Source organism: Sphaerisporangium fuscum (assembly GCF_018531465.1).
GTDB classification, from domain to species: Bacteria; Actinomycetota; Actinomycetes; order Streptosporangiales; family Streptosporangiaceae; genus Sphaerisporangium; species Sphaerisporangium fuscum.
This window is the reverse complement of record NZ_JAHDTF010000002.1, coordinates 207628-223869: the sequence shown is the minus strand read 5'-3', so window position 1 is coordinate 223869 and position 16242 is coordinate 207628. Positions and strand designations below refer to the sequence as shown.

15 protein-coding genes are annotated in these 16242 nt (G+C 72.3%); 10 read left to right on the top strand and 5 right to left on the bottom strand.

What is annotated here, in order from left to right:
- Nucleotides 1-80: 80 nt before the first annotated feature.
- The 8 genes from KIK05_RS02130 (at nucleotide 81) to KIK05_RS02095 (ending at nucleotide 8152) form a co-directional block, all read left to right on the top strand.
- Entirely contained in the window at nucleotides 81-992 is a 912-nt protein-coding gene (locus KIK05_RS02130) for a type II secretion system F family protein (RefSeq protein ID WP_214408773.1), read from the top strand.
- On the top strand, nucleotides 985-1911 hold the full coding sequence (locus KIK05_RS02125; RefSeq protein WP_214408772.1) for a type II secretion system F family protein: 927 nt from the start codon (nucleotides 985-987) through the stop codon (nucleotides 1909-1911). The genes KIK05_RS02130 and KIK05_RS02125 overlap by 8 nt, the downstream gene beginning before the upstream one ends.
- Entirely contained in the window at nucleotides 1912-2154 is a 243-nt protein-coding gene (locus tag KIK05_RS02120) for a hypothetical protein (RefSeq protein WP_214408771.1), read from the top strand. It begins immediately after the preceding gene.
- A gap of 161 nt (nucleotides 2155-2315) precedes the next feature.
- On the top strand, nucleotides 2316-2681 hold the full coding sequence (locus KIK05_RS02115; protein ID WP_214408770.1) for a TadE/TadG family type IV pilus assembly protein: 366 nt from the start codon (nucleotides 2316-2318) through the stop codon (nucleotides 2679-2681).
- A gap of 167 nt (nucleotides 2682-2848) precedes the next feature.
- On the top strand, nucleotides 2849-3250 hold the full coding sequence (locus tag KIK05_RS02110) for a pilus assembly protein TadG-related protein (RefSeq protein ID WP_214408769.1): 402 nt from the start codon (nucleotides 2849-2851) through the stop codon (nucleotides 3248-3250).
- A gap of 45 nt (nucleotides 3251-3295) precedes the next feature.
- Nucleotides 3296-6358 carry a bacterial transcriptional activator domain-containing protein gene (locus tag KIK05_RS02105; RefSeq protein WP_250562092.1) on the top strand — a complete coding sequence of 1021 codons (3063 nt, stop codon included), beginning with the start codon at nucleotides 3296-3298 and terminating at the stop codon, nucleotides 6356-6358.
- Between the two features lie 154 nt (nucleotides 6359-6512).
- Nucleotides 6513-7202, top strand: coding sequence for a hypothetical protein (locus KIK05_RS02100; protein ID WP_214408768.1), 690 nt, complete (start codon nucleotides 6513-6515; stop codon nucleotides 7200-7202).
- A complete protein-coding gene (locus tag KIK05_RS02095) occupies nucleotides 7199-8152 on the top strand; it encodes a hypothetical protein (protein ID WP_214408767.1) in 954 nt (317 codons plus the stop codon). The genes KIK05_RS02100 and KIK05_RS02095 overlap by 4 nt, the downstream gene beginning before the upstream one ends.
- 42 nt (nucleotides 8153-8194) lie before the next feature.
- On the opposite strand, the gene KIK05_RS02090 is transcribed toward KIK05_RS02095, so the two are convergent.
- The 5 genes from KIK05_RS02090 to KIK05_RS02070 all read right to left on the bottom strand — a co-directional run bounded on the left by KIK05_RS02090 (nucleotide 8195) and on the right by KIK05_RS02070 (nucleotide 13728).
- Complete coding sequence (locus KIK05_RS02090; RefSeq protein ID WP_214408766.1) at nucleotides 8195-9064, bottom strand: hypothetical protein; 870 nt, start codon at nucleotides 9062-9064, stop codon at nucleotides 8195-8197.
- Nucleotides 9065-9125: 61 nt separating this feature from the next.
- A complete protein-coding gene (locus KIK05_RS02085) occupies nucleotides 9126-10646 on the bottom strand; it encodes a DNA-3-methyladenine glycosylase 2 family protein (protein ID WP_214408765.1) in 1521 nt (506 codons plus the stop codon).
- A gap of 219 nt (nucleotides 10647-10865) precedes the next feature.
- Nucleotides 10866-11813 carry an NYN domain-containing protein gene (locus tag KIK05_RS02080; protein ID WP_214408764.1) on the bottom strand — a complete coding sequence of 316 codons (948 nt, stop codon included), beginning with the start codon at nucleotides 11811-11813 and terminating at the stop codon, nucleotides 10866-10868.
- A 103-nt stretch (nucleotides 11814-11916) separates the two neighbouring features.
- On the bottom strand, nucleotides 11917-12120 hold the full coding sequence (locus KIK05_RS49365; RefSeq protein WP_214408763.1) for an acyl-CoA carboxylase subunit epsilon: 204 nt from the start codon (nucleotides 12118-12120) through the stop codon (nucleotides 11917-11919).
- 9 nt (nucleotides 12121-12129) lie between these two features.
- Nucleotides 12130-13728 (bottom strand): acyl-CoA carboxylase subunit beta, encoded by a 1599-nt coding sequence (locus tag KIK05_RS02070; protein ID WP_214408762.1) that lies wholly within the window; start codon nucleotides 13726-13728, stop codon nucleotides 12130-12132.
- Nucleotides 13729-13829: 101 nt separating this feature from the next.
- Here KIK05_RS02070 and KIK05_RS02065 point away from each other — a divergent pair, with 101 nt between their 5' ends.
- Together KIK05_RS02065 and KIK05_RS02060 are read left to right on the top strand one after the other, a co-directional pair.
- Nucleotides 13830-14648 (top strand): ABC transporter ATP-binding protein, encoded by an 819-nt coding sequence (locus KIK05_RS02065; protein WP_214408761.1) that lies wholly within the window; start codon nucleotides 13830-13832, stop codon nucleotides 14646-14648.
- Nucleotides 14649-14669: 21 nt separating this feature from the next.
- Nucleotides 14670-16226: a hypothetical protein gene (locus tag KIK05_RS02060; protein ID WP_214408760.1), complete on the top strand. Its 1557-nt coding sequence runs from the start codon at nucleotides 14670-14672 to the stop codon at nucleotides 16224-16226.
- Nucleotides 16227-16242: the final 16 nt, after the last annotated feature.

The following is a 16242-nucleotide window of genomic DNA, read 5'->3' as shown; positions in this document are numbered from 1 at the left end:
CGACCGGCCGCGCCTCCGCGCGCTCGTGTGCGGCGGTGGGCAGGCGGCCCCCGTGCCTCCGCCCGGCGAGGAGGGCGGCCGTGATCCCGTTGCCGGCCGGGCTGTTCGATCCCCTGGCGCTCCTCGCCGGCGCGGCGATCGGAGGCGGGCTGTTCCTGTTCGGGCTCGCCCTGTACGGGCTGTCGCCCCGGCCCGCCACGCCCGACCGGGGAGCGCGCCGCCGCGAGCTGGTCCGAAGGCTGTCCACCCGTTCGGCGGTCGCCACCATCACCGGCGGCCTGGTGCTGGTGATCACCGGCTGGCCCGTCATGGCGGCGGGCGCGGTGCTGCTCGTCCTCGCCTGGCGCGGACTGACCGGTGGCGCGGCCGAGGAGCGGGCGGCGATGCAGCGGCTCGAAGGCCTGGCCGCCTGGACCGAGTCGCTCAGGGACACCATCGCGGGCGCGGCCGGGCTGGAGCAGGCCATTCCGTCCTCCATCAGGGCCGCGGCCCCGATGCTCCGCCCGCACCTTCGGGCGCTGGTAGACCGCCTCCACACCCGCATGCCCCTCCCCGACGCGCTGAGGCTGTTCGCCGACGAGCTCGACGACCCCTCCGCCGACCTGGTGGTCGCCGCGCTCATCCTGAACGCCCGGCTGCGCGGGCCCGGCCTTCGCGAGGTGCTCGGCGCGCTCGCCGTCTCCGCCCGCGAGGAGCTCGACATGCGCGGCCGGGTCGAGGCCGAACGCCGCTCCACGCGCCGCAGCGTGCAGATCGTGGTCGGTACGGCCGTCGCGTTCGCCGCCGCCCTGGTCGTCTTCAACCCGTCCTACGTGCAGGAGTACGACTCGTTGCTGGGACAGGCCGTCCTCGTCGTCGTGGCCGGGCTGTTCGGCGCGGGGTTCGCCTGGATGCGGCGCCTGGCCCGGTTCGACAAGCCCGCCCGTCTGCTCGGCCCCGCGTCCAGCGCCCCCCTGGAGCGCGAGCTGATCTCCGGAGGCGTCCATGGCTGAGACCGTGCTCGCGGGAGCCGTCCTGGGTTTCGGGCTGTTCCTGCTGGTCAGGGCGCTGTTCCCCGCGAGGCCCGGCCTGGTCTCCCGCCTGCTCGCGATCGACTCCGCCCGTGAGGGCGACGACGCGTTCCGTCTGCAGCTCATCAGCCCCGACGAGGAGGTCAGCGCCTTCCGCAGGAACCTCGGGGTGCGGCTGGCGCAGTTCTACGCCTCGCGCGGCTGGGAGGTCCGCTCCACCCGGGCCGACCTCACCCTGCTCGGCCGGTCCTTCGAGGGGTACCTCGCCACCAAGGTGCTGCTCGCGGTGTCGGGGCTGCTGGCGTTCCCGATCCTCGCCGGGTGGCTGGCGCTGATGGCCTGGGACGTGTCGCTCCAGGTGCCGCTGTGGGCCGCCCTCATCGTCGCGCTGATCTTCTTCTTCCTCCCCGACCTGCAGATCCGCCGTGACGCCGCCGCGCGCAGGCGCGACTTCCGGCACGCGGTCGGGGCCTTCCTCGACCTGGTCGCGATGAACCTCGCGGGCGGCAGGGGCGTGCCCGAGGCGCTGCTCATGGCGGTGTCGGTCGGCGACGGCGGCTCTTCGTCCAACTGGGCCATGGCCCGCATCCGCGAGGCGCTCGCCAACGCCCGCATCGTCGGCATCACCCCCTGGCAGGCGCTCGGCCGGCTCGGCGACGAGATCAACGTCGACGAGCTGCGCGACCTGTCGGCGGCTCTCGGGCTGGTCGCCGACGACGGCGCCAAGGTCCGCGCGTCCCTGACCGCCCGCGCCGCGACGATGCGGCGGCGCGAGCTCGCCGAGGTCGAGGGGCAGGCGGGGGAGCGCTCACAGTCCATGCTGGTCGCCCAGCTCCTGCTCTGCGCGGGATTCGTGATCTTCCTCAGTTATCCGGCAGCGATGAAGATGTTGGGGTCGTAGATGTTCACACCTCCGTGGCTCACCTATCTGGTCGCCGTGCTCAACGTGCGGATCGACCGTGCCAGGAACGCTCCCTCGCGAGGAGCCTCCGCCGTCGAGTGGGTGATCATCACCGCGATCATCGCCGGGGTGGCCCTCGGGCTCGCCACGCTGATCAAGACGCTGGTCACCCAGAAACAGGCCGAGATCCAGAGCAACTTCGGTGGAGGCGGCGGGGGTGGCGGCACCGGCGGCAAGCCGTGACGCGCTCCCGGCGGACCCGGACGGTCGTGCTCCCTCCCCTGGACGGACCGGCGCCGGTCGGCGAGCCCCGATGCGGTGTCGTACGGCGCTCGCTGCCGGCTCATGATGGCGTGCCAGGAGCCGTACGGCGGGAGGGCCCATCCGGATCCGACCGGGGGTCGATGGCGGTCGAGACGGTGTTCCTCGCCCCCGTCCTGCTGCTCTTCCTGATGTTCCTCGTCGGGGCGGGCCGCGTCGTCGAGGCGCAGGGCGAGGTGAACGGCGCCGCCAGGGACGCCGCGCGCGCCGCCTCGGTGCAGCGGACGTTCACGGCGGCCCGGAGCGCGGCCGAGCAGGCCGCCGGGTCGTCCCTGCGCGGCCAGTGCGCGCCGCTGGTGAGCCTGTCCCACGACGACTGGAAGGCGGGTGGCAGCGTCCGCGCGGCGGTGACGTGCGAGCTGAAGCTCGGCTTCCTCGGCTTCGGCGCCGTCAAGCAGGTGAAAGGCACCTCGGTGGTGCCGCTGGAGCAGTTCCGGAGGATCCGATGACCCGGGCCGCCGGGCCGGCGACCGTCCCGCTCCACGACGGTCCGCGGGAGCGGGTTCCGGTCGTTCCGGTGCCGGGATCGCCGTCGCGTCATCGCCTGCCGGGCCGTCAGGCGAGTGGACCGGCGCGAGAGCGGCCGGCGGGACGGCCCCGGGGCGATCGCGGCTCGATGTCGGTGTTCGTGGTGATCTTCTCGGTCGTGGTGTTCATGCTGGCGGGCCTCCTGGTCGACGGCGGGGCCGCGATCAACGCGCGGCTGCGGGCGTCCGACATCGCCGAGCAGGCGGCCCGCGCCGCCGCCGACCAGCTCGACGTCGACACCCTCTACACCACCGGGCAGGTGCGCCTGCTCGGCGACGAGGGCGCCGTCTGCGGGAAGGCGCGGAAGATCGTGAGCGAGCACGGCGACCCGGGCGTCCGGCTCACCCGGTGCCGGACCGGCGCCGGGCAGGCGGAGGTCACCGTCGCGGTGAGCGTCCGCTGGAACGCCGTGTTCCTCGCCGCGCTCGGATTCGCCGGCTCCGCCATGTCCGGCACCGCCACCGCGGCCCCCGACCCCGGCGGCCAGTAGCCGTCCCCCGGGTGAGCAGCTGATGGAGACGAAGGAGGGAGAGGGATGACGACGTCACGCAGGCCACCATCGCGCCCGCCGTCCGCCGCCGCCCGGCAGGCGCCGGTCCGGCGCATCCGGCCGCGACGGACGGTCGGTGACGTGATCGCCGGCATCGCGGCGCTCATCGCCCTGGCCGCGCTCATGGGAGGTGTCCCGTACGCCCTCCTCCGCTTCGCCCCGCCGCCGACCGAGCTGCTGAACGGCGAGATCCTGACCAGGCAGGTCAGCACCGGCACCGCCGTGGCGATCCTGGTGCTGCTGGTGTGGCTCACCTGGTTCCAGCTGGTCGTCTGCGTGATCGTCGAGGTGTACTCCGGGATCCGCAGCATCGGCATGCCCGTACGGGTGCCGCTGTCCGGCGGGCCGCAGGCCCTGGCCAACCGGCTGGTCTCCGCCGCGCTGCTGTTGTTCACCGCCTCCGCGGTCGCGGTGCCGATCGGGAGCATCGCCTCCTCGCCGCCGGTGGCGCGGCCCACGGTGGTCGCGGCGGCGCTGACCGCGCCCATCCCCGAGGAGCGGCACGCCCCCCTCGAAGCCGTGCAGAAGGTCAAGAAGGTGTACGTCGTGCAGCCTCCGCACGGGCGGCACCACGAGAGCCTGTGGGAGATCGCCGACAAGTGCCTCGGCGACGGACGGCGATACCACGAGATCTACCGGCTCAACCAGCACAAGGTGCAGCCCGACGGCTCCCGCCTCCAGATGGCCGACCTGATCAGGCCGGGCTGGGTGCTCGACATGCCCGACGACGCGCGCAACGTCCACGTCGTCCCCGTCGGCGAGGACCGCGAGACGACTCTCAAGAACCACTCGGGCAAGCCCGCCGAGCTCGACGGCCGCACCCACTTCGCCCCTTCCCAGGCGACCGGTGACCACGCCGACGCCGGCCACGAGCAGGCCGGGCACCAGCAGGGCGGCGACGAGCGGGCGCAGGGACGGCCCGGTGACGACCAGACCGCGGGCCGGGACGGGACCAGCATCGCCCTGCCGCCGCCCCCCGTCTCCCAGCGCACCTACCACCTGCCCCCCGTGCCGAAGGTCCCCGCCGTCTCGGTGGTCCCCAAGGTCCCGCACCAGGTCACGCCCGGCAAGACCGCGAAGACCGACGGGCACGAAGGCCGCCAGAAGCCGCACCACCCGGACCAGGAGCGGACCCGGGAAGGCGCCCAGAGACCCGACTCCGGCGCTGACCAGCGCGATCGGCCCCAGAAGCCGGCGAGCATCGACCAGGGCGGCGGCCTCGACCTCGTCGACTACCTCGCGGGAGGCTCGCTCGCCGCCGCCGGCCTGCTGGCGGCACTCGGCCGGCGCCGGCGCGAGCAGCTCTGGTACCGCGCTTTCGGCCACCGGATCACCCGCCCGAGAGGCGACGCCGCCTCCGTCGAGGTCGCGCTCCGCCTCGGCTCGGACGCCCCCGGCAGCCGCATGCTCGACAACGCGCTGCGCCTGCTCGGCAAGCTCCTCGCCGAGCAGGGTCGCGTCCCCCCGACGATCTACGCCGTCCACCTGTCCGCCCGCGGGCTCGACCTGTGGGTCCACCCGCCCGAGCCGGACGCGCCCGAGCCCTGGCAGGCGCACGACGGCGGGCGCACCTGGCGGCTGCTCGCCCACGAAGGCCGGGCCATCGACGAACACGCCCTCGCCGACGCTCCGGCCCCGTATCCCGGCCTGGTCTCCCTCGGCGTCACCGAGTCCGGACGCGTGCTCGTCGACCTTGAGGCCGCCCACGGCGTGATCGCCATGACCGGTCACCGTGTCCGCGACGCCCTCGCCGCGCTCGCGGTCGAGCTCGCCACCAACCGCTGGTCCGACCAGATGCGCGTCACGCTGGTCGGGTTCGGCGACGACCTGGCCACGATCGCTCCCCACCGCGTCCGGGTCGCCGGCAGCCTCGCCGACGTGCTGCCGGAGCTGGAGGCGAGGGCGGAAGAGACCGCCGCGGTGAACGCCCAGGTGCTGACGGGCCGCGTCCAGGGGCGGGCCGCGGACCCGGCCTGGCCTCCGCACTTCCTGCTGTCGGCCATCGAGCCGGACCCCGACGAGGCCGCCCGCCTGGCCAGGCTCGGGCGCGCCGGCACCCGAATGGCCGCGGGGTACGTCATCGCGGGCGATCTGCCGCGCGCCACGTGGACGTGGGAGATCACCGAGGACGGCAAGGCTCGGCTCGAGGCCCTCGGCGTCACGGTGGCGGCGCAGTTGCTGCCGCGCCGGCACTACGACGCGGTGATCGAGCTGTTCCGTACCGCCGAGCGCCGCGAGGGCGAGCCGATCCGCGAGGAGGAGCCGCCGCGCGAGTTCACCACCACTCCCACCATCAACGTGGGGATCCTCGGCCCGATCGAGATCGGGCCGGTGCCGCCGCTCGAGGAGGGCCGGGCCGAGCTGGCATGCGAGATGGTGGTCTATCTGGCCACCCATCCGGCAGGGGTGCACCCGGTGGTGCTCGGCGGCATCCTGTGGCCGCGCGGCGTACAGGCCGTCGTCCGCGACGCCACGATCGCCCGGGTCGCCGAATGGCTGGGCACCGACAGCGAGGGCCGGCCGAACCTCCGTACCGACGACACCGGACGCCTGCGGCTCGGCCCGGAGGTGCGCAGCGACTGGCAGCTGTTCCGCGAGCTGGTCAGGCGTTCCCACAATGACCCGGGCGCGCGGGCCGTGCTGCTCGACAAGGCGCTCGGCCTGGTGCGCGGGCCGCTGCTCAACGGCAGGCCGCGCGGGCGCTACGCCTGGCTCGCCGCCGACGATCTCGAGTACGAGGTGGCGGCGAGCGTCGCGGACGCCGCCCACCGGCTGTGCGAGGTGCGCCTGGCCCACGGCGACGCCGAGGGGGCGGTGGCGGCAGTACGGGCCGGTCTCCTGCTGGCCGCCGACGACGAGGGGCTCTGGCGTGACCTGCTGAGGGCCGCGCACGCCACCGGCGACCCGCTCAAGCTGCGGGCCGTCGTCGACGGTCTGCGCCGCCGCGCCGCCTCCCATCCCTACGGGGGCGGCATGGCGCCGGAGACCGAGGCCCTGATCGACGAGCTGCTGCCGGCGTGGCGGCTGCATTCGAAGCCGTCCGCGTGAGCCGGTCACACGGGCACCGGCACGGAGACCGAGAGGCGCGATGAGCAGGAGAAGGACGGCGGCGGTGGGCAAGGCGGCCACGGATCGGTGGAGGCCATACCGATACCGGCAAAACGCTGGTTCTACCGGCAACAGGGTGATTAGCGTCGTCGGCATGCGGATGCGGGTCGCCCTCGCCGCCGTCGCGCTACTGGGCACGGGCTGCTCGGGCGCCGGCGCGGACCGCCCGTTCACCCCCGGAGGCGACCTCCCGTCGGGCGGCACCGGGACCGTCTCCGCCGGCGATGGCTCCGCGGAAGGGACACCGACCCCGCTCGGCGCGCGCGCGTTGTCGGCCGAGTCCGTCCAGACCGTGCCGGTCGCGCCGGGCATGAACGTCTCGGTCGAATGGCCCTCGGGGCTCGACGCCACGCAGCAGGCGCTGGCCAAGGTGTTCGTCGACGGATACGTCTCGTCGTGGAAGGCCGTGACGAGCCAGGGGCAGGACACCGCCTACCTCGCGGGCGTCGAGGACCAGGCGAGCCGGGACGCCTACGGCTGGGTGCGCGGCTTCGTCGACCGGCGCGAGTCGGTGACCGGGCTCGCGAAGCTGTACGGCGTCCGGATCGCCTCGGTCAGCGGGCGCGGCGCCGAGGTGGACGCCTGCGTGGACGAGTCGGGCGTGCGCGTCACCGAGGCCGACACGGGGCGTCCGATGGAGAGCCAGCCCGCCTGGACCCGCCGGCCGGCCGCCGTCTACCTCCAGATCGCCGCCGTCCGGAAGGGCGATGACGGCGTCTACCGCATCAAGGCGTACCTGCACGCCAGCTACCCCCAACAGCGAGCGAAGGAGTGCCGCAGATGAGAGCACTGCTGTCGTTCCTCCTGGCAGCCTCCCTGACCGCCGTCTCGGTCTCCCTGGCCGCCGCCCCGGCGTTCCCGGCGGCCCTCGACGATCCCGCGGGCCCGAAGGGCCAGGCGATCCAGCACGACCGCACGGTCGGCGTGGTGCTGCGCAACTCCCGGATCGTGCTGCACGGGGACGGCCTCGGGGCCAAGAGCGACGGGTACCGCGTCAAGCGTCCCTGCTGGTACGAACCCGGCGACAACGCCCAGGACATGCTGAACAGGCAGCAGCAGGTCAAGGACTGGTGGGTCCACACCAACCCGGACGGCGACACCGACTTCGACAAGTTCCTCGAGCAGTACAAGGACAAGGTCGGCAAGGACGGCCGGTGGTGGACACCGGCCTACAACGCCGCCGACCCCGACGGCCTGTCCTGCTGGACGGGGCTGCAGGGCGCGGTGTGGGTGCCCGCCGGCGGGACGCCGCCCGGCGGGATCACGCTGCAGGAGCTCTACCAGCTCGCCCGGGCCGCGCTGACGGTCCCCGAACCCAAGATCAACCTGAGCCCCGACGTCAAGAGCTACGTCAACCTCCCGACCTGGGTCTGGCTGACGGGAATCGGCCCCACCTCCCGGTCGGTGACCGCCGAGATCCCCGGCGTCATGTCGGCCACGGTGACCGCCACCCTGGGCAAGCTGGAGATCAAACCCGGCACGTCCCCCGACCGCGCGCAGGTGACGACCACCGGCTGCGGCGGGACCGGCCGGCCGTACGCCAAGGCCGGCGACTTCACCTGCGGCGTCACCTACCTCCGCGCCTCCGCCGACCAGCCCCGCAGGACGTACGTGCTGACCGTGACCACGGTCTGGCCCGTGACCGGCGGCGGCCTCACCTTCCAGCCCGTCCAGTCCACGGCCACCAGGGACGTCCCGGTGGGCGAGGTCCAGAGCATCGTCCGCAAGGACTGACCCGACTCCCAGAAGCCGCCGGGCCCCTGTGATCCCGAACATTCAGATCGAGATCACAGGGGCCCGGTCGGTGGAGGGGCGTGGCGAGGCCGAGAACTCAGACGAACAGATCGTCGATCGACTCGGCCGTGGCGGCCCGGTACACGCGGTGATGCGCGCTCGGGCGTCGTCCGGCACGTCGATCCCGCGCGCGGACAGCACCGCGAGGAGCATCTTGGCCTCGCCCTTCCCGTAGTAGTGGCGGGCGTAATCGCTCTTGTACTCGCGGGTTCGTGTGCTCAACATCGCCTCCAGGAGTCGCCGGGCCACTGAGGGAAGAATGGCCAGGACCTCGTCAATATAACCTTGCGCCTGCTCCAACTCGATGTGCTCGAGCCCGTCGAGCATGGCCGCCAGGACTTTTTCGGCCTCGGGGTCACGGCTGTGGAGCAGCGCGGAGAGCACTGACAGCTCCGGGTTGGCCTGGGCCTGGTCAGGGTCGATGATCACTGGGACCTCGTCGGGGCCCAGCACCAGGGGGGTCAGGACAAGTCCGGGGTGGCCCAGAGGGATCGGACTGCCGCACCAGCGGGCACCTTGGCGGGAGGGGCTGACCACCAGCAGCATCACCGGGCAGCGCAGCCGTGCGCGGAGTGTGGCGAGGTAGGCGGGCCAGCTCCAGTGTTTGTTCGTGTCCTTGCCGCGCTGGACCTCCACGATCAGCGCCGTCACCGACCGCTCTCCCGAGTGTAGGCTCACCACGGTGTCGGCCCGGTATTCGGTGGGCGTGTGCTCTTTTAGATCTCCTGACTCCACGCGTGCCATGCTGAAGGCGGGGACGGCGCCCGGTTGGACGAATTCCAGCAGGTCGGCTGCGAGGGATGGCCGTTCTTGAATGAGCTCAAGCAAGATTTCATGTTCTCGGGTCGGCACGACGTGAACACTATACGTATTCATATACTCACGCAGAGCTAATCATGAGTTGGTGCAGGGTTCAGGGGTGTTCGGAGCTCCATAGGTGGAGGGCGGCGTAGGCTCGCCAGGGGCGCCAGCGGTCGATGTCGTCCTCGGTGATGTCGAGGGCCTTCATGGCGCGGCGCAGGCCCAGATCGCCGGTGGGCCAGGCGTCGGGGTCGTGCAGGGCGCGCATCACGATGTAGCCCGTGGTCCATGGCCCGATGCCGGGGATGGCCAGCAGCCGGGAGGCCGTCTCGGCGGGGTCGGCTCCGCCGTCCAGGTCGAGTTCGCCGGTGGCCGCCTTCTCGGCGAGGATCTTCAGGGTCGCGATGCGCCGTCCGGTGAGGCCGAGGCCGGTCAGGTCCGCCTCCGCCAGGCGTTCGGCCGTCGGGAACAGCAGCCGGGGGTGGTCGCCGTTCGGGCTCCCAGACGGCGAGACGGTCGCGCCCGGCTCGGGGTGGGCAGCGGTTGTTGTGATGTCGCAGGGTTTGGCGGGCATGCCGGCGCGGGCGGCGATCCTGCCGAGCAGGGTTCTGGCCCCCGCCACCGACACCTGCTGGCCGACCACCGCGCGGACCGCCAGCTCGAAGCCGTCGAAGGCGCCGGGCACGCGCAGGCCCGGGCGGAGCGCGAGGAGGGGGCGCAGGGCGGTCGTCCCGAGTGCCGCGGCGATCGCGTCCGGGTCGGCGTCCAGGTCGAGCAGCCGCCGGCAGCGGGCGACGATCCTGGCCAGGTGACGGGTGTCGTCGAGGGTGACCGACAGGGTGAAATGGCCGTCGCCGGGGACGAGGGTGATCAGCCCGCCGGGCACGGCCCTCCGGTACGCCGTCGCGTCGGCCTCCTCGACCCCGGGGATGGCGCGGGCGGCGAGGTAGCGGAAGAGCGTTCCGGAGTCGTAGGGGGTTCGATGGGCGAGCCGGAGGTTCAGGGTCGCGGGCATGCCGGGAGTCGCCGCGCCCGAAGGGCCGACCGGGCGGGTCACCGGCCCTGATGTCCGGCGCAGGTCGCTCGGGGAGAAGCCGTACGCCTCCTTCATCGTGGCGTTGAACTGCCGCACGCTGCCGAAGCCCGCCGCGAACGCCACGTCCGTGATCGGAAGCGAGGTCTCGGTGAGGAGTTGCTTGGCGAGCAGCAGCCGCCGGGTCCGGGCCACGGCCAGCGGGCCGGCGCCGAGGCGCCCGGTGAAGATCCGCAGCAGGTGCCGCTCGGTGATGTGCAGACGGTTCGCCAGGCCGGCGACACCGTACTCGTCCGCCACGCCGTCGTCGATCAGCCGTAGCGCGCGGCCCACCAGATCAGCGCCGACGTCCCAGCCGGGGTCGCCGGGGCTGAGCTCGGGGCGGCAGCGGCGGCAGGGACGGAAGCCGGCCGCCTCGGCCGCCGCGGCGTGCCGGTAGAACCGCACGTTGCGCCGCGCCGGGGTACGGGCGGGACAGATCGGCCGGCAGTAGATCCCCGTCGAGGTGACGGCGGTGTAGAAGCGCCCGTCGAACCTCGTGTCCCTGGCACTCACCGCGCGGTAGCAGGAGTCGAAGTCGAGAGTCTGGTGTGGGGTCACGAGTACGACGTTATGTCCTGTTCACAGAGGGCGGCTGGCGAGAATCGGACACGACCGTCCACCCTGTCCGGCCCCCACCGTACGGCGGCGCCGACTTCGCCGTACCTCCTTCTCGCCGTCGCGGCGCCGGGAAGTGGAGGCGAGGGCCGGGGGTGGTTCCGCCGTGCGGGGCGTGCGGGGTTAGGGCGCGGCTGTCCTTTCGCGAGGGCCGGATGGGGGTTATTTGGTGGAGATGCCTACTCCCAGGTCGAACTCGCGGTAGACCCTGGCCCAGAAGCCGTCGCGGAGCCACACCCTGGCCTCGGGGTAGGGGCGCAGGGAGTGGCCGAGTTCCTTTTCGGCCTCGATCAGAAGCTCGGTGTCGATGACCGTGGGCAGGAGGGGGCCGGGGAGGAGGTCGCGGATGTTGTCGCGGCCTCGGGTGAGAATCCACTTCTGCGCGACGTGCTCGCCGACCTCTTCGACCCTGGGGCGGCTCGGGCCGAGCTTGGTGACCTGGCCCGGGCTCTTGAACGCCGGTTTGGCGCTGATCGCGGTGCGGCCGGCGAAGACCTGCGCGGGCGAGGGCGGCGACGGCGCGGCGGCGGGTACGACCTGGGCGGCGCGGCTGAAGTAGGGCCGCAGGAAGTCGGCGGTCAGTTCCTCCACGGTGTCGGATTCCCACACCAGGCGTTCGGCCTGGTTGGTGCCGTAGGGAGGTTCGACGCCCCACAGGTGGATGCGGACGCCGAAGGTCTGCGCGGCCTCGACGGCGGGCACCATGTCCTCGTCCCCGGCGATGAGGACGGTGTCGCTCACCGCGTGGTGGCGGGCCAGGGCCTCCAGGTCGCTCCGGATCTGCGCGTCGACGCCTTTCTGCTGCCCCCGCGCGTTGAGGTTGCCGAGCCGTACCTTGACCCAGGGAAGCTGCGCGATGACGCGCTGGTCGACGGTGGGTACCCGGTCGCGCGCGGCGTCGTACCAGTAGACTCGCAGCAGCTCACCGGGGATGCGCTCCATCGCGTGCTTCTTGAGCGCCTGGATGAGCTCGTCGGCGGCGACGCGGTATTCCTTGCGCTCTTTGGCACCCAGGAGGACCTCGCCCGCCGCAGCGTACAGGTAGCCGACGTCCACGAGGACGGCGTATTTCGCCGCCACGGGATGCGGTGTGAGGTCCGGGATTGCCATGCTCTCCTCCAGGCCTCGGTCCTAGGCGATGATCGGCTGACTATATTCCCCCATTTCTAGATAGTCCCAACTCTTAGCGCGCTTGACACCCACTTCCAGAGATCTAATGCGGTCGTGAGCTCGATCGCCAGGCACCTGGTCCCTTTGGCAACGCCTTTCTCATGAGATGTTCGGGGTTGCGCCACGCGCCCCGGGTTCGGGGGGTTTGAGAGGGTGCCGAGGCTCGGGAGGCCACCGCGATGACCAGTGCGGCGACCTCCTCCGGAGTGGCCTCACCGTGAATGATCCTCAGAAAGGGCTGGTCCATCGACGCCTCCTAGAGGGGGATGTTGCCGTGCTTCTTCGGCGGCAGCGTCTGGCGCTTGTTGCGCAGCGCGCGCAGCGCCCGGACGATCTGCACCCGCGTGTCGGAGGGCCTGATGACCGCGTCGACGTACCCCCGCTCGGCGGCGAGGTAGGGGTTGGCGAGGGTGTCCTCGTAGTCGGAGATCAGGCGGGCCCGCTCCTCCTCGGGGTTCTCGGCGGTGGCGAGCTCGCGCCGGTACAGGATGTTCACCGCGCCCTGGGCCCCCATGACGGCGATCTGGGCGGTCGGCCACGCCAGGTTGATGTCGGCGCCGAGGTGCTTGGAGCCCATGACGTCGTACGCGCCGCCGTACGCCTTGCGGGTGATCACCGTGACGAGCGGCACGGTCGCCTCGGCGTAGGCGTACAGCAGCTTGGCGCCGCGCCGGATGATGCCGTTCCACTCCTGGTCGGTGCCCGGAAGGAAGCCCGGTACGTCGACGAAGGTCAGCACCGGGATGTTGAAGGCGTCACAGGTGCGGACGAAGCGGGCGGCCTTCTCGGAGGCGGCGATGTCGAGCGTGCCCGCGAAGCTCATCGGCTGGTTGGCGACCACGCCGACCGACTGGCCCTCGACGCGGCCGAAGCCCACGACGATGTTCGGGGCGAAGCCCGCGTGGATCTCCAGGAACTCGCCGTCGTCGAGCACGTGCTCGATCACCTGGTGCATGTCGTACGGCTGGTTCGCCGAGTCGGGGATGAGCGTGTCGAGCTCGCGGTCGAGGTCGTTCACCGTGAGGTCGGCCGGGGAGTCGAAGACCGGCGGGTCGTCCATGTTGTTGGACGGCAGGTACGACAGCAGCGCCTTGGCGAACTCCAGGCAGTCGTTCTCGTCGGAGGCCTCGTAGTGGGCGACGCCGGACTTGGAGTTGTGGGTGTGCGCGCCGCCGAGCTCCTCGAACGTCACCTCCTCGCCCGTGACGGTCTTGATGACGTCGGGGCCGGTGATGAACATGTGGGACTTCTCGCGCACCATGAGCACGAAGTCGGTCAGCGCGGGGGAGTACACCGCGCCTCCGGCGCACGGGCCCATGATCAGGGAGATCTGCGGCACCACGCCGGACGCGTGGACGTTCCGCTTGAAGATCTCGGCGTAGAGCCCGAGCGAGACGACGCCCTCCTGGATGCGAGCGCCGCCGGAGTCGTTGATGCCGACGACCGGGCACCCGGTCTTCAGGGCGTGGTCCATGACCTTGACGATCTTCTCGCCGAAGACCTCGCCCAGCGAGCCGCCGAAGACGGTGAAGTCCTGCGCGAAGACCGCGACCGGCCGGCCCGCGACCGTGCCGTGGCCCGTGACGACGCCGTCGCCGTACGGCCGCTCGCGCTCCAGGCCGAAGTTGGACGACCTGTGGCGGGCCAGCTCGTCGAACTCCACGAACGACCCTTCGTCGAGGAACGCGACCAGCCGCTCGCGGGCGGTCATCTTGCCCTTGGCATGCTGCTTCTCGACGGCCCGCGCGGATCCGGCGTGGGCGGCTTCGTAGAGGCGTCGCTCCAGATCAGCGATCTTGCCCGCGGTGGTGTGCGGGTCGACACCTTCGACATGGGGAACGGGCTCAGCACTCATGCCGGTAGGTTAGCTCTCCGCCGATCTCGCCGGTCACCCGGTGCCCGGCGAACCACCTGCCGCGCCGCCCCCGGGGCGTCCGGCGCGGTTAGAGTGACGGGATGACCGATCTCGCCGGTGGGGCCGGCTCGGCGGATCCGGCGGGCACGCCCGGGGTCCCGGAAGCGGTCCGGACGCGCGGGCTGTTCAAGCGCTTCGGCGCGCAGGTGGCGGTCGCCGGGGTCGACCTGGTGGTCCCGCGCGGCAGTTTCGCCGGTCTGGTGGGGCCCAACGGCGCCGGGAAGACCACCACCCTCAGCATGATCACCGGTCTGCTGCTGCCCGACTCGGGCACCGCGGAGGTCGGCGGGGTGGACGTGTGGCGCGACCCGGTCGCGGTGAAGTCCCGCGTCGGCGTGCTGCCCGAAGGGCTGCGCCTGTTCGAACGGCTGTCCGGGCGCGAGCTGCTGTCGTACAACGGCCAGATCCGCGGCATCCCGAAGGACGAGGTGGCGCGGCGTGCCGAGGAGCTGCTCAAGGTCATGGACCTCGCCGACTCGGCCGACAAACTGGTCGTCGACTACTCCACCGGGATGCGCAAGAAGATCGGCCTGGCCGCCGCGCTCCTGCACAACCCGGAGGTGCTCTTTCTCGACGAGCCCTTCGAGGGGGTCGACCCCGTCAGCGCCAACACCCTCGTGGAGGTCCTGCGCCGCTACACCGCCTCCGGCTCGACCGTGGTGTTCTCCAGCCACGTGATGGAGCTGGTCGAGCGCCTGTGCGACTGGGTGTCGGTCATGAACCACGGCCACATCGTCGCCCAGGGCCCGCTCGGCGACGTCCGCGGCGGCCAGACGCTCAACGAGGCCCTGCTCCACCTCGTGGGCGCGCGCGGCAACGGCGAGGAGGGACTGTCGTGGCTCGGCTCGTCGTCCCCGTGACCGGGTGGAGGTGAGAGCGCCGTGGCCTGGCTGTTCGTCCGCCTGAAGCTGCGCCTGATCGCGGGCAACCTGCGTGGCGACACCATGCGCCAGGTCGGTTTCGTCTTCACGGTGCTCGCGGCCGTGCTGGTGGCCGGCGGCGGCTTCGTCCTGATGAGCCTGCTGCGGTTCGCGCCCGCCGAGGTCGCTCTCGACACCGGGATGGTGGCGTTCACCGCGCTCACGCTCGTGTGGGTCGTCGGCCCGCTGCTCGTCTTCGGCGTCGACGAGACGCTCGACCCGGCGCGGCTCGCGCTCTTCCCGCTGACCGCCCGGCAGATGGCCGTCGGCATGTTCGCCGCCTCGGCCACCGGTCCCTGGCCCCTGGCCTCGCTGGCCTTCCTCCTCGGGGCCGTGGTCGGGCTCTCCCGTAGCCTCACCGGGGTGCTGATCGGCCTGGTGGCGGTCGTCCTGCAGGTGGCGTTCTGCCTGGTCGCGTCGCGGGCCGTCACCACGGCGCTGTCGGGCGCGCTGCGTACCCGCCGGGGCCGCGACCTGCTGGCCGTGGGCGCGGTCGTGGTGATCCTGCTGACCCAGTTGCCCAACCTGCTGCTGAACCAGGGGTTCGGGGGTGATCCGCGGGGCTTCCTCGCCGGGCTCGCCTCGCTGGTGCGGTGGGGGCCGCCGGGGATGGCCGCCCACGCGATCGCGGACGGCGGCCCCCTGGCGCTCGCCGAGGTCGCGACGCTGGCCCTGGCGGTGCTCACGATCGGCTCGCTGTGGATGGCCGCGCTGCGCAGGGCCATGGTCACCGCCGACTCCTCCACCCAGGTCGGGTCGGTGCGCCGCAGCCGATTCGACGGCCTGGTCCCCGGCGGGGCGCTCGGCGCCGTCGTCGCCAAGGAGCTGAAGTACATCCGGCGCGAACCACGGGGACGCATGGGCTGGATGGCGGCCGTCGGCTTCTCAGGGGTGTTCATGATCTCCCTGAACAGCGGCGAGCACGGCCTGCGGGGACCGGCCATGGCCGTCGTCCCGGCGTGCATCGCGGCGCTCATGATCGGGCTCCAGGCGTCCAACGCGTTCGGCATCGACGGGCGGGCCCTGTGGATGAACGCGATCGTCTACTCCGACGCCCGCCGGCTGCGCGCCGACTTCGCCGGACGTCACCTCGCCGTATCGCTCGTGGCGGTCCCGCTGCTCGCCGTGGTGTCGGTCGCGGCGGCCCTGGTCGCGGGGCGCCTGCTCTGGGCCGTCCCCGCCCTGCTCACCGCCGCCGGCCTCCTTCAGGTCGCGCTCGGCGTCGGGGCCGTGACCAGCGTGATCCTGCCCTACACCTATCCCGAGCGGATCAACGCCTTCACCAGCGCGGCACCGGGGCAGGGCGGCGTGGCGTTCGTGGGGTCGTTCGGCGCGATGCTCGGCACCGGCGTGCTGGCGCTCCCGGTCGTGCTGCCGGTGCTCTTCGGCCTCACCTGGACGGCGGCGGTCGTGGTGCCGTACGGCCTGGCGGCGGCGTACGGGGGGCGGCGGCTCGCCTCCGTCATCGGCTACGCCCGCCTGCCCGACATCCTGGCCGCCGTCTCCCGGCCCGCCTGAAGGATCTCCGCAGCTC

Excerpts from the sequence above, each read along its gene's own strand:
- KIK05_RS02125 (WP_214408772.1), top strand. The coding sequence starts at position 985 with ATGGCTGAGACCGTGCTCGCGGGAGCCGTCCTGGGTTTCGGGCTGTTC.
- KIK05_RS02080 (WP_214408764.1), bottom strand. The coding sequence starts at position 11,813 with ATGGCAATCCCGGACCTCACACCGCATCCCGTGGCGGCGAAATACGCC.
- KIK05_RS02065 (WP_214408761.1), top strand. The coding sequence starts at position 13,830 with ATGACCGATCTCGCCGGTGGGGCCGGCTCGGCGGATCCGGCGGGCACG.
- KIK05_RS02070 (WP_214408762.1), bottom strand. The coding sequence starts at position 13,728 with ATGAGTGCTGAGCCCGTTCCCCATGTCGAAGGTGTCGACCCGCACACC.
- KIK05_RS02105 (WP_250562092.1), top strand. The coding sequence starts at position 3,296 with ATGACGACGTCACGCAGGCCACCATCGCGCCCGCCGTCCGCCGCCGCC.
- KIK05_RS02120 (WP_214408771.1), top strand. The coding sequence starts at position 1,912 with ATGTTCACACCTCCGTGGCTCACCTATCTGGTCGCCGTGCTCAACGTG.
- KIK05_RS02095 (WP_214408767.1), top strand. The coding sequence starts at position 7,199 with ATGAGAGCACTGCTGTCGTTCCTCCTGGCAGCCTCCCTGACCGCCGTC.
- KIK05_RS49365 (WP_214408763.1), bottom strand. The coding sequence starts at position 12,120 with ATGGACCAGCCCTTTCTGAGGATCATTCACGGTGAGGCCACTCCGGAG.
- KIK05_RS02100 (WP_214408768.1), top strand. The coding sequence starts at position 6,513 with ATGCGGATGCGGGTCGCCCTCGCCGCCGTCGCGCTACTGGGCACGGGC.
- KIK05_RS02115 (WP_214408770.1), top strand. The coding sequence starts at position 2,316 with ATGGCGGTCGAGACGGTGTTCCTCGCCCCCGTCCTGCTGCTCTTCCTG.
- KIK05_RS02110 (WP_214408769.1), top strand. The coding sequence starts at position 2,849 with ATGTCGGTGTTCGTGGTGATCTTCTCGGTCGTGGTGTTCATGCTGGCG.